At 65.5% G+C, this 14,995-nt stretch carries 12 protein-coding genes; 3 read left to right on the top strand and 9 right to left on the bottom strand.

The features are described from left to right. From A8950_RS11720 to rpsL, 4 genes are all read right to left on the bottom strand, one after another. On the bottom strand, positions 1 to 496 hold a 496-nt coding region (locus tag A8950_RS11720), incomplete at its 3' end, for a GTP-binding protein (RefSeq protein WP_133613819.1). Between the two features lie 33 nt (positions 497 to 529). Then, the gene (gene fusA, locus A8950_RS11715) at positions 530 to 2,605 is read right to left on the bottom strand and encodes an elongation factor G (RefSeq protein WP_133613818.1); all 2,076 of its coding nucleotides are present in this window, start codon (positions 2,603 to 2,605) and stop codon (positions 530 to 532) included. A 20-nt stretch (positions 2,606 to 2,625) separates the two neighbouring features. Continuing rightward, positions 2,626 to 3,096, bottom strand: coding sequence for a 30S ribosomal protein S7 (gene rpsG, locus A8950_RS11710; protein ID WP_133613817.1), 471 nt, complete (start codon positions 3,094 to 3,096; stop codon positions 2,626 to 2,628). 12 nt (positions 3,097 to 3,108) lie between these two features. Continuing rightward, a complete protein-coding gene (gene rpsL / locus A8950_RS11705) occupies positions 3,109 to 3,480 on the bottom strand; it encodes a 30S ribosomal protein S12 (RefSeq protein ID WP_133613816.1) in 372 nt (123 codons plus the stop codon). Positions 3,481 to 4,053: 573 nt separating this feature from the next. On the opposite strand from rpsL, the gene A8950_RS11700 reads away from it, so the two are divergent. Next, positions 4,054 to 5,742, top strand: a complete 1,689-nt coding sequence (locus A8950_RS11700; protein WP_166645130.1) for an SUMF1/EgtB/PvdO family nonheme iron enzyme — start codon at positions 4,054 to 4,056, stop codon at positions 5,740 to 5,742. Positions 5,743 to 5,746: 4 nt separating this feature from the next. Here A8950_RS11700 and A8950_RS11695 read toward each other — a convergent pair whose 3' ends face one another. The 3 genes from A8950_RS11695 to bufA2 form a co-directional block, all read right to left on the bottom strand. Continuing rightward, entirely contained in the window at positions 5,747 to 6,547 is an 801-nt protein-coding gene (locus A8950_RS11695) for an HvfC/BufC family peptide modification chaperone (RefSeq protein WP_133613814.1), read from the bottom strand. Then, complete coding sequence (gene bufB / locus A8950_RS11690; protein ID WP_208109833.1) at positions 6,544 to 7,404, bottom strand: MNIO family bufferin maturase; 861 nt, start codon at positions 7,402 to 7,404, stop codon at positions 6,544 to 6,546. Before bufB ends, A8950_RS11695 begins: the two co-directional genes overlap by 4 nt. Positions 7,405 to 7,478: 74 nt before the next feature. Beyond that, the gene (bufA2, locus tag A8950_RS11685; protein ID WP_133613813.1) at positions 7,479 to 7,745 is read right to left on the bottom strand and encodes a BufA2 family periplasmic bufferin-type metallophore; all 267 of its coding nucleotides are present in this window, start codon (positions 7,743 to 7,745) and stop codon (positions 7,479 to 7,481) included. Between the two features lie 295 nt (positions 7,746 to 8,040). Here bufA2 and A8950_RS11680 point away from each other — a divergent pair, with 295 nt between their 5' ends. After that, the gene (locus A8950_RS11680) at positions 8,041 to 9,606 is read left to right on the top strand and encodes a GGDEF domain-containing protein (protein ID WP_166645129.1); all 1,566 of its coding nucleotides are present in this window, start codon (positions 8,041 to 8,043) and stop codon (positions 9,604 to 9,606) included. 152 nt (positions 9,607 to 9,758) lie between these two features. Next, the gene (locus tag A8950_RS11675; protein WP_133613811.1) at positions 9,759 to 12,077 is read left to right on the top strand and encodes a PAS domain S-box protein; all 2,319 of its coding nucleotides are present in this window, start codon (positions 9,759 to 9,761) and stop codon (positions 12,075 to 12,077) included. Positions 12,078 to 12,083: 6 nt separating this feature from the next. Here the strand turns inward: A8950_RS11675 and parC are convergent, their stop codons facing one another. Further along, the gene (gene parC, locus A8950_RS11670; protein WP_133613810.1) at positions 12,084 to 14,330 is read right to left on the bottom strand and encodes a DNA topoisomerase IV subunit A; all 2,247 of its coding nucleotides are present in this window, start codon (positions 14,328 to 14,330) and stop codon (positions 12,084 to 12,086) included. 112 nt (positions 14,331 to 14,442) lie between these two features. Next, the gene (locus A8950_RS11665) at positions 14,443 to 14,961 is read right to left on the bottom strand and encodes a GNAT family N-acetyltransferase (RefSeq protein WP_133613809.1); all 519 of its coding nucleotides are present in this window, start codon (positions 14,959 to 14,961) and stop codon (positions 14,443 to 14,445) included. Positions 14,962 to 14,995 lie beyond the last annotated feature (34 nt).

Here is a 14,995-nt window from a genome sequence, read left to right as displayed (position 1 = left end):
CGCCCGGGAATTCGTACTTCGACAGCAACTCGCGCACTTCCAGCTCGACCAGGTCGAGCAGCTCCGCGTCGTCCACCATGTCGCACTTGTTCATGAACACAACCAGCGCCGGAACGCCGACCTGGCGCGCCAGCAGGATGTGCTCGCGGGTCTGCGGCATCGGGCCGTCGGCCGCCGAAACCACCAGGATGGCGCCATCCATCTGCGCCGCACCCGTGATCATGTTCTTCACGTAGTCGGCATGGCCCGGACAGTCCACATGCGCGTAGTGCCGGTTCGTCGTCTCGTACTCGACATGCGCCGTCGAGATCGTGATCCCGCGCGCGCGCTCCTCCGGCGCCTTGTCGATCTGGTCATAGGCCGTGAACGTCGCACCGCCCGTCTCCGCCAGAACCTTCGTGATCGCCGCCGTCAGCGACGTCTTGCCGTGGTCAACGTGGCCGATCGTGCCAATGTTGCAGTGCGGCTTGTTACGCTCGAATTTAGCCTTCGCCATCGTCTTGCTCCGTCAGTGTCTCTGCAGTTCCGGTTAGGCCATCTTGGCGCGGACTTCGTCCGCCACCGCCTGCGGGACCTGCTCATAGTGGTCGAAAGTCATGGTGTACTGGGCGCGGCCCTGGCTCATCGAGCGCAGGGTATTGACGTAACCGAACATGTTGGCCAGCGGCACCATCGCGGTGATGACGCGGGCGTTGCCGCGGCTGTCCATGCCCTGCACCTGGCCACGGCGGGAATTGAGATCGCCGATCACGTCGCCCATGTAGTCCTCGGGCGTGACCACCTCGACCTTCATCATCGGTTCCAGCAGCTTCGGACCGGCCTTGACGATGGCTTCGCGGAAACAGGCGCGCGAGGCGATGTCGAAGGTCAGCACGTTCGAATCAACGTCGTGATAGGCGCCGTCGATCAGGGTCGCCTTGAAGTCGATGGTCGGGAAGCCGGCGATGACACCGGTCTCCTTGGCCAGCTTCAGGCCCTTCTCGACGCCGGGCACGTATTCGCGCGGCACCGAGCCGCCGACCACAGCGTTCTCGAAGACGAAGCCCGAACCCGGCTCAAGCGGCTCGAAGCGGATCTTGACGCGGGCGAACTGGCCCGAGCCGCCGGTCTGCTTCTTGTGGGTGTAGTCGTGCTCGATCGTCTTGGTGATGCTCTCGCGATAGGCCACCTGCGGGGCGCCCACATTGGCCTCGACCTTGAATTCGCGCTTCATGCGGTCGACGATGATCTCGAGATGCAGCTCGCCCATGCCCTTGATGATGGTCTGGCCGCTTTCCGGATCGGAATTGACGCGGAAGCTGGGATCCTCCTGGGCCAGACGGCTGAGCGCCACGCCCATCTTCTCCTGGTCGGCCTTCGACTTGGGCTCGACCGCCACCTCGATCACCGGCTCGGGGAATTCCATGCGCTCCAGGATGATCGGATGCGCCGGATCGCACAGCGTGTCGCCAGTGGTGGTGCCCTTGAGGCCGCAGATCGCGACGATGTCGCCGGCGCGGGCTTCCTTGATGTCCTCGCGGCTGTTGGCATGCATCAAGAGCATGCGGCCGACGCGCTCCTTGTCTTCCTTCACTGTGTTGATGACGGAAGTACCGGTGTTGAGCACGCCGGAATAGATGCGCACGAAGGTGATCGAGCCGACGAAGGGGTCGGTCATGATCTTGAAGGCCAGGCCCGAGAACGGCTCGTCATCCGAGCTCTTGCGGGTCAGTTCCGTCTCACCCTTCACGTCGACGCCCTTGACGTCCGGCACGTCGGTCGGCGAGGGCAGGAAATCGACCACGGCATCCAGCATCGGCTGCACGCCCTTGTTCTTGAAGGCCGAGCCGCACAGCACCGGCACGAAGGTGCTGGCGATGGTGCCCTTGCGGATGAGCTTCTTCAGCGTGTCGACATCCGGCTGCTTGCCCTCGAGATAGGCTTCCATCGCGGCGTCGTCGAGCTCGACCGCCATCTCGACCAGGCGGCCGTGATATTCCTCGGCCTTTTCCTTGTACTCGGCCGGGATGTCGGTGACGACGAACTCGGCGCCCAGCGTCTCTTCCTTCCAGATCATCGCCTTCATGGCGACCAGATCGACCAGGCCGACGAAATCGCTTTCCGAGCCGATCGGCAGGTGGATCACCAGCGGCTTGGCACCGAGGCGGTCGACGATCATGTCGACGCAGCGATAGAAATCGGCGCCGATGCGGTCCATCTTGTTGACGAAGCAGATGCGCGGCACGCCGTACTTGTCGGCCTGGCGCCACACGGTCTCCGACTGCGGCTCGACGCCGGCGACCGAATCGAACACGGTCACGGCACCGTCGAGTACGCGCAGGCTGCGCTCGACCTCGATGGTGAAGTCGACGTGACCCGGGGTGTCGATGATGTTGACGCGGTGGTCACGCCAGAAACAGGTGGTGGCGGCAGAGGTGATGGTGATGCCGCGCTCCTGCTCCTGCTCCATCCAGTCCATCGTCGCCGTGCCTTCGTGCACTTCGCCGATCTTGTAGGACTTGCCGGTGTAATAAAGGATGCGCTCGGTCGTGGTGGTCTTGCCGGCATCGATGTGGGCCATGATGCCGATATTGCGATAACGATCGAGCGGGGTGGTACGCGCCATGATCCTGCTTCCTTCCGCCCTTACCAGCGATAGTGCGAGAAGGCCTTGTTGGCCTCCGCCATGCGGTGGGTGTCTTCGCGCTTCTTGACCGAGTTGCCGCGGTTGTTGGCGGCGTCCAGGAGCTCGGCCGCGAGGCGGTCGGTCATGGTCTGCTCGGAGCGGCCGCGCGCGGTCGCGATGATCCAGCGGATGGCCAGCGCCTGGGCGCGTTCCGGGCGAACCTCGACCGGCACCTGGTAGGTGGCGCCGCCGACGCGGCGCGAGCGCACTTCGAGGTGCGGCTTCACATTGGCCAGCGCCTCGTGGAACAGCTTCACCGGATCGGCCTTGGCCTTCTTTTCGACCGTGGCGAGGGCGCCATAGACGATGCCTTCGGCGGTCGACTTCTTGCCGGCATACATCAGGCTGTTCATGAACTTGGTGAGGACGATGTCACCGAACTTGGCGTCCGGCAGAACTTCGCGCTTCTCGGCGGCGTGACGACGCGACATCTTGGGATCTCCTTACTTCGGCCGCTTCGCGCCGTACTTCGAACGGCGCTGCTTGCGGTCCTTCACGCCCTGGGTATCGAGCGTGCCGCGGATGATGTGATAGCGAACACCCGGCAAATCCTTGACGCGGCCACCGCGGATCATGACGACCGAGTGTTCCTGCAGGTTGTGGCCTTCGCCGGGGATATAAGAGGTGACTTCAAAACCGTTGGTGAGCCGCACGCGCGCGACCTTGCGCAGCGCCGAGTTCGGCTTCTTCGGCGTCGTGGTGTAGACGCGGGTGCACACGCCGCGCTTCTGCGGGCTGGCTTCCAGCGCCGGGACCTTGTTGCGGGCCTTCAGGGGCTCGCGGCCCTGGCGAATCAGCTGGTTGATCGTTGGCATTCTTCTTCCTCACCTCGTTGCGCGTCCGGGCCGGGCCCATTGGCGCAGATCTGCCACTTGCAATGTTTGCCGTAAGCAAAAGCGACCTCATCGCGGCCCTTATTGCTTTCGCAAAGCGGCTCTCGATGCGGTCACCAAAAAAACGCCAGATGGTTCGTGCCGTGAGGCAGAGGAACCCTATGTCGTTTAAGTGCTTTCGCCGGGACAGCGTCTAGGTCGTCGGGCGCGTGAAGCGCCGGGTGACCTACCACCAGCCCCCTTAAAGGCGGGCGGACTATATTGATTCGACCACCCCCGGTCAAGCGGAAGAATCCCCCCGGAAATCGACCTTTTTCAAGGAGTTAGGATGGCTCCCGCGCGCCACGCATGGCTACCATACTGTGGGTGCCAGATGGGCGCCGGACACCAATTCTGGGGTGGCGCGACCGATCCGGAAACCTGTCGGCGGGATTCTGTAATAAAATTACGCGACTCACCGCCCTGCTCGTAGAGGACGCTTGCCCGCCACACGCCTTGCCAGGGGACGGGGGCGGGCCTAGCCTCGGACCGAGACGGTGGCGGCGGAGGGGAGAGATGCGTCTCGCGCCCTTTCTTGTGGTTCTGGCCTGCAGCATCTGGCTCGGCCCCGCACCGGCCGCGGCGGAACCCCGTGTTGCCCTGGTGATCGGCAACGGCGCCTATGATGCCACCCTCGGACCCCTCGCCAATCCGGCGCGGGATGCCGCCCTCGTGGCAGCCAGCCTGGAGCAGGTCGGCTTCAGCGTCCGCATCCTGGCCGATGCCGACCTCAAGGGGATGAAGCGCGCGATCTCGGAATTCGGCCAGCGCCTGCTGGCGGCCGGGCCGGATGCCACCGGCCTTTTCTATTTCGCCGGCCATGGCGTGCAGATCGAGGGCGTCAACTACCTGCTGCCGCTTGCCGCCACCATCGCCACCGAGGCCGATGCCGAGATGGAGGCGGTCAATGCCGATTGGGTGCTGAAGCAGATGGAATTCGCCGGCAACCGCGTCAACATTGTTATCCTCGATGCCTGCCGCAACAATCCGCTGAGCCGGGGCCTGCGCAGCGTCACCCGCGGCCTTGCCCGGATGGATGCGCCGACCGGCAGCTTCATCGCCTATGCCACCGCCCCGGGCGAAGTGGCGCTGGACGGCAGCGACGGCAATTCGCCCTACTCCGCCGCCCTGGCCGCGGCCATCCAGGGCCCGCCGGTCCCGCTCGAGGAAATGTTCCGCAATGTCCGGGTCGCCGTGATGGCGGCGACCGGGCGCCGGCAGGTGCCGTGGGATTCCTCCTCCCTCACCGGGGCCTTTTATTTCAGCGCCGCAGTCGAGGCGGCACCCGCCGCCGTGCCGACGACCGTCCCCGCGGCAGCGGCCGAGCCGGTAGCCGAGGCCAGCGACAGCCGCGGCGGCGCAGTGCCGCCGGCGCCCGGCTCGGTCTTCCGCGACTGCGATTACTGCCCCGAGATGGTGGCGATCGCACCCGGCGGCTATCTCATGGGCACGGCCGCCGGCGCGGAGGTCCGCCATGACGATGAAGGGCCGCAGCACGCGGTCGATATTCCAGCCCCTTTCGCGCTTTCCATCCGCGAGGTCACGCGCAACGACTACGCCGCCTTCGTCAAGGCGACCGGGCGCGCGACGCGGGATTGCTGGTATGGCGATGGTGGCAATGGCCGCATGGCGGCCGAGGGCGATTTCCGTGCGCCCGGCTTCGACCAGGCGGGCGACCACCCGGCCACCTGCGTCAGTTGGGAGGATGCCGTCGCCTATGCCGCCTGGCTCTCCGCGCGCAGCGGTTTTGCCTACGGCCTGCCCACGGAGGCGGAATGGGAATATGCCGCCAGGGCCGGCAAGACGAGCACCTGGCCCTGGGGTGACGACAATCCCTCCGGCGGCTGCGCCTTCGCCAACGGCCTCGATGTCTCGGCCGATCCCGCCTATCCCGGCAACGGCGCCAGCGCCTGCGAGGACGGCTTCGTCCACACCGCGCCGGTGGGCAGTTTCGCCGCCAACGGCTTCGGCCTCCACGACATGCTGGGGAATGTCTGGGAATGGGTAAGCGATTGCTACCGGCCCGGCTATGACGGCGCCCCGGCCGATGGCAGCGCGCTGGCCGATGCGGATTGCGAAAACCGCGTCGCGCGCGGCGGCTCCTGGCTGGAGAATCCCTGGGACATGCGCCTTGCCCGGCGCTATGCGGTGCCGCCGGACGGACGCGAGAACATCATCGGCTTCCGCCTCGCCCGCGATCTCTAGCCGGTCATCCGGCCTGGGTCGATGGCGCCGCATCGCCCGCAAACGCGGCGACCAGTCCCTGCGTCAGCCAGTCATTGATGAATTGCGCGGCGGAATGCTGTGCCGGTGCCGCCTCGTGGGGTCCGGCAGCGAGGGCGAGGCACATCTCGCCCAGGGAACCGCCGCCCTGCATCACCTCGAGTGCGACGCGCTCGGCCGCAGGCAGGGAGCGATACTGGACCGAATCACCCTGTCGCCAGACCAGCCAGGCGCTCTCGTCACCCAAGGCAGCTGTTTCGGAACCTTCGCCACGCAGCAGGCCGCGGCGCAATTCGCCGAGGCCGGCATCGCCGGCAACGACCGCAAGCGAGGCGACGAAGGTGAAGCGCAATCCGGCCGCACTTTCCGGCGGCATGCCGGCAAGGTCGGCGAGGCCGATGGCGGCCTCGTCCGGCGCATCGAAGGCCATGGCGACCGCCCAGTCGAAACGGGCCATTCCGGTGGCGACCGGCGTCACCAGCGGATCCGCCGCGGCAAAGGCGGGCAGTTGCGCGCCGAACCAGCGCAGCGAGGGGTTGCGCGACGGATGTGCCGCGACATAACGCCGGGCTAGGTCGGCGAAGGCGGTCGCGCCCAGCAGGGCGGCAAGACCCGGAAAATCATTGGCCAGTGCCTCGGTCAGGCGCTGGCGATAGGCATAGCGGTAGATGCCGAGGCGATCTGCCGGCGCCAGCTCGCCCTGGGTTTGGATCGCCGGCAGCACGGTTTGCGACCCCAGTGTCAGGTGATCCTGGAACTGCCGCTGCAGGTCGGCCAGCGTCGTCATGCGACCTCGCGGGCGGGGTTTGGTTGCCGCGCTGCCGCCGTCACTTCGCGTGCCCGGTCAAGCTCGGCAACGAGCGCGGGCAATGGCGGGATGTGGTCGTCGCGCTCGATCATGGTGGGCACCGCGCCGAGCCTGGCGATGGTGTAGGCATAGAGCTGCCAGACCGCATCGGCCACCGGCTGGTCGTGCGTGTCGACGATATGCGAGCCGTTGTCCTGATGGCCGGCGAGATGAATCTGCCAGACCGCACCGGCCGGGAGCGCGTCGATAAACTCGGTGGCGCGGAAGCCGTGATTGACGGCGTTCACATGGACGTTGTTGACATCGAGCAACAGCCTGCAGCCGGTGCGCCGCACCAGCTCGGCGAGGAAGTCCCATTCGCTCAGGGCCGATTGCACAAAGGCGACGTAGCTCGAGGTGTTCTCGAGGAGGAGCGGCCGGCCGAGGAAATCCTGCACCTGATCGACGCGCGCCGCGACATGGGCCAGCGCTTCCTCGGTGAATGGCAGTGGCAACAGGTCGTGCATGTTGAGGCCGGCAATGCCGGTCCAGCACAAATGGTCGGAGATCCAGGCGGGCTCGACGCGGGTGGCAAGCTCCCGCAGCGATCCGAGATAGGCGCGATCGAGCGGTGAAGTGGAGCCGATCGAGAGCGAGACGCCGTGCATCACCATCGGGTAGTCGGCGCGGATGCGCGTCAGGTGCCGCAGCGGCGGTCCGCCGCGCACCATGAAATTCTCTGAGATGATCTCGAACCAGTCGATTCCCGTCACACCGGCCTCGATCGCCGGATAATGTGGCGGTCTAAGGCCAAGGCCGAAACCGTGGAGCGCGCTGGAGGAGCCGGGCTGCATCATCGCGTTGCCGCTATCCCGGCCGGCGCCCGCCAATGCTGACCGGCGCCGACCGGAAATTGCATCAGGTTCGGAGATCAGCTGTCGAGCACGGTGCCGCCGGCCGCGGCGCAGGCCTCGGCGCTGGACTGCTCAAGCCAGCCATGGCCCTTGCATTCGTTGAGGCCCTTGCATTCGTTGCTGGCCGTCTTGCAGGCGCTGGTGCCCTTGCACGAATTGATGCCGGCGCATTTCACCATATCGGCCTGGGCCGGCTGGCTGGAAAGGCCGATGGCGCCGCCGGCAAGCAGGCTCAACGCCGCGGCGGCCATGGTCGCGGCTTTCAGGTTGCGCATATTGGTCATGGAGAACTCCCTGGTTCGCTGATGAACGGATCGTTTCGCAGGCCATGGCGACCGCGGCTTGCCGGGGCATGCCGGAGACGGCCAATCGCTCTTGCAGAAGGGGTTTCGCACGTCACCCGCCCGCTGTTACGGCACCCGAACGCGAACCACGAAGATATTGCGCGCCGCGCCGGGGCAAGACGAGCGCACCTTGAGACGCCCGGGATCGGCCGTTAAGCTGGATTCGGCCGCGGCGGCGCCCATACCGCAGCGCAATAAAGGGCCACGCCCCCACTAAGGTCGTCAGGACTGCATGATGCCGTCATCGCCACAGACCGGTCAGGCGGACCGGGATCCAGACCCCGATGGCGCTCACGACAAGGCGGTGGCGCAGGCGCAACTCGGGGCGCTGTTGCGTCAGATGCGGGCGACTTGCCGGGCCAGCGGCATGGCCGTTCTGGCAAGGGCGAATGACCGGCTTGCCGTCGCCGCGGCCGACCCCGCCGGATTGGCCGGACAATCCCTGCCGCCATGGCCGGGAGAGGCGCCAGTCGCCGACGGCACCATACGCGGCACCGCCGACCTGCCCTGGCCGGCTGCCTTCGATGCCTGGCCGGGCGAGACGCCTGCCTACATTGTTGTACTTGCCTTGCCGCCCGGTGCTGGCGCCGACCTGCTGCTGACCTGCTGGGCGCGGGCGGATCGGCCCGATCCGAACACGCTGCAGTCCTTGCGCCAGGATGCCGCCATCCTCCTCTCCTGCCCGCTGGAACTGCGCCGGCTCGCGGCGGAGAAATGCCGCCTGGCCGATCGCCTAGATGCCATTCTCAGCAATGTCAGCTTAGGGATTGCCATCGCCGATGCCACCGGCGAGGCGCATGTCAACGCCATTGCCGCGGGGCTGCTGGGCCTTGATCCCGGACCTGCCGATCCGGGCCGGCTGACCGCTGCCCTGCGCGATCTGCGCACCCGCTGCGAAGTGCGCTCGGCGCTCGACATCGACCGCCCCGGCAGGTCCGACAATGCCGAGTATTGGATGCTGCCCGCCGCTGCCGATCACCCTGGCGCAACCGCTGGCGTAACCTCCGGCCCGGCCAATGCCGGCGGCCCGCGCAGAGTGATCCGCAGCGAGGGCCATGCCATCGGCAGTGTGGGGCATGGCGGCCGTATCTGGCTGTTTACCGACGTGACCGCGCTGTGGGAGAGCGGCGAAAGGTTCAAGCGCCTTAGCGCCGAACTGCTCGCCAGCCGCGCCTCGATCGAGGAACAGGCGCAGCAGGCCCTCGAACTGGCCGAGGAACTGCACCAGCAGAAGCAGGAACTCGAGGTCTCCAAGCGCGAGAGCGACTATCTCGCCAATCATGACCCGCTGACCGGGCTCAACAACCGGCGTGCCTTCCGCCACGCCCTGCAGCAGATGATGGATGTCGCCCGCGGCACCAGGGGCCAGGTCGCGATCCTGTTCATCGATCTCGACCGCTTCAAGGCCGTGAACGACACGCTCGGCCACGATACCGGCGACCAGTTGCTGAAACAGGTGGCGCAAATCCTGACCGAGGCGCTGCGCGACACCGATCTGCTGGCCCGCTTTGGCGGCGACGAATTCGCCATCGCGACACGGGTGCCGGCCCAGGGCGACCTCGCCAAGGTCAGTGCGCTTGGCGAACGCATCCGCCAGAAGCTGCAGATCGCCGTGCCGGCGCCGGCGGCGGAAAATCCCGGTGCCGCGATCGATATCTGCGGCACCATCGGCATCGCGCTCTATCCGGACGATGCCGACAATATCGACGAGCTCTTCATCTGCGCCGACCAGGCGATGTATGCCGGCAAGAAATCGGGGCGCAACCGCGTCGTGCTGTTCCGCGCCTTGCTGCCGGGCTGAACGGAGAATCGCTCACCGGCGTTGACGCCAATCAACCGCCTAGGATCGGAATCGCCTTCTTTGGACAATCCTCGGAAACCGGGCCATGAAAGCGCTTTTCCGGACATTCTCGATTAAGATTAATTTAAATGTAGCGCGCATATTCTGCCGGCATGTCTCCGGATGAATCCGTATCCTCGGCCGTCGCCGACCCTTCGATTCTTGCAGCGGCACTCGACTCGCTGCCGGGCGGCGTGGCGCTGGTCGACGCGGCCGGTCGGATCATCTACATCAACCGCACCCTGGCCGGTTGGTCGGGCGTCGATGCAAAGACGGCCTGCGGCCTGCAACTCGCCGAATTGCTGCCCTTCATCCTCGACCAGGCGCCGATGGCCGCGGCCTTCCGGCGCGCCTTTGGCGGTCTGCGCGGGACCCATCAGATCGAAATCGTTTTCCCCGACGGCATCTCGCGTCTGACGCGGATGGATTGCGTGCCCCAGGCATCGCCCGATGGCGCGATCTGGGGCTGCAGCATCGTGTTCAATGATTTCAGCCAGGCCGAAGCGACCGTGCGCACGCTGGCCAACGAGCGCGCCTTTGCCAACGCCCTCATCGACGTGGTACCGGCCATTGTCCTGCTGCTCTCGCCAGACGGCAGCATCCTGCGGGTAAATCCCTATTTCGAGCAATTGTCCGGCTATCGCCTGGACGAAATCCGCGGCCAAAACTGGGTCACCACCTTCCTGCCGGAACGCGAGCGCAGCCGGATCCTGGGTCTTATGGAGAACGCCATCGGCGGCAAGCCCACGCGCGGCAACGTCAATGCGATCGTATTGCGCAACGGCGAGGAACGCGAGATCGAGTGGTCCGACGCGGCAATCCGCGACGCGCAGGGCCGCGCCGTCTCGCTGCTGGCAATCGGCCATGATGTCACCGATCAGCTGCGCACGCAGGAGCGACTGCAGCGCAGCGAGAGCCTGCTGCGGGAAGTGACGCACCTTTCGCAGATCGGCATCTTCGATCACGACCACATTACCAACAGCATCTATTGGTCGCCGGAACAGGCGGAGATATTCGGCTGGGGTGGGGACGAAACGGTGTCGATCGACAAGTTGTCGGTCTTGTTCCATCCTGCCGACCGCGCGCGTGTCCTGGCCGCAATCGAACAGGCCCACAACCCCGCCGGCGACGGGCGCTTCGACATCGAGTATCGCATCATCCGACCCGACGGGACCGAGCGCTGGATCGACAACCGCTCGCAGACCTTCTTCACCGGCACAGGCGACCAGCGGCGCCCCTTGCGCACCATCGGCGCCGCCATCGACGTGACGGAGCGGCACCGGGCCGACGCAGCGCTGCGCGAGCGGGAGAATCTGCTGCGTCAGGGGGCGCGGATCGGCCGCTTCGGCACCTGGGTCTGGGATGTCAGCAACGATCGCTGCCTGGTCTGTTCCGAGGAACTGGCCGGCCTCTTCGGAATGACGGTCGAGGAGTTCATGCGCGAGCGCGGCAGCGACCGCGCCATCCGCTACGATCCCCTGCCGGCATTTCGCGCCGAGGATGATCCAGGCAGTATTCCCGAGCTAGGTCGGCCTTTCGAGGTCGAGTTCCGCGCCCTGACCAAGGACGGATCGATGCGCTGGTTTCACGAGATCGGCCATACCTATCGCAATCCGGAAACCGGGCTGCTGTGGTCCGTGGGCGTCACCCAGGACGTCACCGAGCGCAAGGAAACGGAAACCGAATTGCGCCGGCTGATCGACGAATCCGCGCGCCTCGCCCAGCTGGCCGAACAGGCGAACCAGGCTAAGTCGGAGTTCCTGGCGACGATGAGCCACGAGCTGCGCACCCCATTGAACGCCATCATCGGATTCTCGGAATTGCTGATGCGCCTCGGCCAAGGCGTTGAACCGGATCGGCTGGACGAATATCACGGCATCATCCTGCAGAGCGGTCGGCACCTGCTCAGCCTCATCAACGACATCCTCGATCTCGCCAAGGTGGAATCGGGACGGCTCGAATTGCGCCCCGAACAAGTATCTCTGCGTGCGCTTGCGTACGAATGCACATCCTATCTGGAGCCCACCGCACAGCCCAAGCGGATCAGCTTCGCTGTCGACGTAGCGGGACTAAACTTCGAGAGCGATCGGCGGCTGCTGAAGCAGCTCCTCCTCAACCTGCTGTCCAATGCGGTCAAGTTCAACCGCGACGGCGGCAGTGTCGCCGTGCGGGCTCAGATCGAGGGCGACACGGTCGTGATTGCGATTGCGGATAGCGGCATCGGCATGAATGCCGAGGAGATCGAGCGGGCATTGCAGCCCTTCCAGCAGATTGCCAACACCTACAGCCGCACCAGTGAGGGAACCGGGCTCGGCCTTACCCTAGTGCAGCGCTTCACCGCCATCATGGGCGGCAGCTTCACCATCGAATCCGAACCCGGCATCGGCACCACAGCCAGGGTCACCCTGCCGCTTCGTCTCCCTGCGTCCTGAACCCACTCAGCCGCTGAACTTGTTGGCCTTGGGGAAGCCGGTGGGCGGCAGGCGACCGGCCTGGGCGCGTTCGCCGATCCAGTCCTTCAGATTGCCGTGGCTCTCGGTCCGGGTCTTGTCCCCAAGCCGCCAGGTGAGGCCCTCGGCGCGGGCATAGACCTTGGCATCGGAGATGCCGCCATCCTTGTATTTCTGCAGCATGACGCCGCGGCCGCGGGTCATCTCCGGCACCTCCGACAGCTTGAAGATGAGCAGCTTCCGGTTCTCGCCGATGACAGCCAGCATGTCGCCCTCGGCGGGGACGCAGATGCTGGCCTCCTCGCCCTCCGGCACGGTCAGCACCTGCTTGCCGTTCTTGGTCTGCGCCACCACGTCGTCCATGCCGACCACGAAGCCGCGACCGTCATGGCTCGCCACCAGCAGCTTGGCTCCGGGCTTGTGGATCATCATGGCGACGATGTCATGCTCGTTGCCAAGGTCGATATAGAGCCTGACCGGCTCGCCATGGCCGCGCCCGCCCGGCAGCTTGTCACAGGGGATCGTGTAGAACTTGCCGTTGGTGCAGAAGATCACCAGCTTGTCGGTGGTCTCGGCATGCAGCTGGAACTTGCCCCAATCGCCTTCCTTGAACTTGATCTCGGCACCGGGCTCGACATGGCCCTTCATGGCGCGGATCCAGCCCTTCGAGGAGCAGATCACCGTAATCGGCTCGCGCTCGACCATCGCTTCCATCGGGATGACGATGGCCGAAGGCGCGTCGCCCATTTCGGTGCGGCGGCGGCCCAGCTCAGTCTTCGGCCCATAGGCCTTCTTCAGTTCCTGCACCTCGCCACCGATGGCGGCCCATTGCTTGTCCTCGGAGGCCAGCAGCCCCTGCAGGTCCTTGCGCTCGGCCGACAATTCCTTGTGCTCACGCCGGATCTCGACTTCCTCCAGCTTGCGCAGGGATTTGAGGCGCATGTTGAGGATGGCCTCGGCCTGGATGTCGGAGAGCTTCCACTTCTTCATCATGACGGCCTTCGGCTCGTCCTCGAAGCGGATGATGCGAATGACCTCGTCGATATTGAGATAGACGATGAGGTAGCCTTCGAGAATCTCGAGGCGCCGCTCGATCTCGGAGAGGCGATGCCTGGTGCGCCGCTGCAGTACGACGCGGCGATGGTCGAGATAGGCCTGCAGCACCTCAGGCAGGCTCATCACGCGCGGCACCTGGTTGGCGTCCAGCACGTTCATGTTGAGGCCGAAGCGGGTCTCGAGATCGGTCAGGCGGAACAATTGTTCCATCAGATGCTCGGGCTCGACATTCCTGGATTTCGGCGTCAGCACCAGGCGGATGTCGGTCGTCGATTCATCGTTGATGTCGTCGAGGAAGGGCAGCTTCTTGTCGAGCAGCAGTTCGGCGATCTTCTCGATCAGCTTGGACTTAGCCACCTGATAGGGAATCTCGGTCACCACGATCTGGTAGCCACCGCCCTTCAGCTGCTCGACATTCCAGCGGGCACGGATGCGGATCGAGCCGCGCCCCGTGCGATAAGTCTCGAGCAGGCTTTCGCGCGTCTCGCAGATGATGCCGCCAGTCGGGAAATCCGGGCCCGGCAGATAGTTCATCAGCGTCTCGATGCGGGCATTCGGCGATTTCAGCAGATGCGCAAGGCAGTCGCAGATCTCGGCCACGTTGTGCGGCGGGATGCTGGTCGCCATGCCGACGGCGATGCCCTGCGCGCCGTTGGCGAGCAGGTTGGGAAAGGCCGCCGGCAAAATCACCGGCTCCAGGTTCTCGCCGTCGTAAGATGCGCGGAAATCGACCGTGTCGTTGTCGAGGTCCTGCAGCATCAGCGCGGCGGCACCGGTGAGGCGCGCCTCGGTGTAGCGCATGGCGGCCGGGTTGTCGCCGTCGATCGAGCCGAAATTGCCCTGCCCTTCCACCATCGGATAGCGCACGGCGAATTCCTGGGCGAGGCGCACCATGGCGTCGTAGATCGAGGAATCGCCATGGGGATGGTATTTGCCCATGACGTCGCCGACGACGCGGGCCGATTTCTTGAAGCCCGAGCCGGGATCGAGGCGCAATTGCCGCATGGTGTAGAGAATGCGCCGGTGCACCGGCTTCAACCCGTCGCGCACGTCGGGCAAGGAACGCGCCATGATGGTAGAGAGCGCATAGGAAAGATAACGTTCGCCGAGCGCCTCGGCGAGGTTGGTGAGCTTGATCTCGCCTTCGGGTGGCGGCGTCTGGGCGGCTTTCTTGGCCATTCGGCTTGTGTTCTTTCAGCGAATCTTGAATTGGGGCGCCATCCTAGGCGGCAAGCCCGGCGCGTCAAGCCTTTGATCCCGCTTCGTTCGCGGCGAGGGGTTTGGCGCCGGCCTAGTCCAGCTTCAACTGCCGGTGCTGCTTGTCGTGGGACTGGCCGCCGACCCGCAGCGCGTCGCGCTCCAGGCCATAGGTCACGAAACCCAGGCGGTCATAGAGCTTTTCGGCGGCCTCGTTGGGCAGGGTCAGGCTCAGCTCGATCTGGCTGATGCCGAGCGAACTAGCCTGGGCGATGACATCCTGCAGAAGTGCTGTGGCGATGCCGCGGCGCTGCCATTGCGGGGCGATCTGCAGGCCCAGCACCTGGCCGATATGGCGGCGCTTGATCCCGGGCTCGCGGCGAAAGCCGATACAGCCGATGAGGTTCCTGCTGGCATCGAAGGCGCCGGTCCAGCGATTGGCGGGGGATTCCTTGAGCCGCCGCTCGGTCGAGGCCAGCGGCTTCTGCGCCTCCTCATCCGCATCGGCACGGAACAGGTGCGGATAGCGCTTCAGGGCGGTGAGGCGGAAGATGCGGTACTGGATCGCATCTTCCGGCGACAGCACGCGGATGGAGAAGGTGCCCTCGGTCATGGCGGCAGCCTAACCCATATTTCCTCTCCACGTC

This window comes from Dongia mobilis (assembly GCF_004363235.1).
Classification (GTDB): Bacteria; Pseudomonadota; Alphaproteobacteria; order Dongiales; family Dongiaceae; genus Dongia; species Dongia mobilis.
The sequence above is the reverse complement of the archived record's forward strand: the minus strand, read 5'-3'. Positions and strand labels throughout refer to the sequence as shown.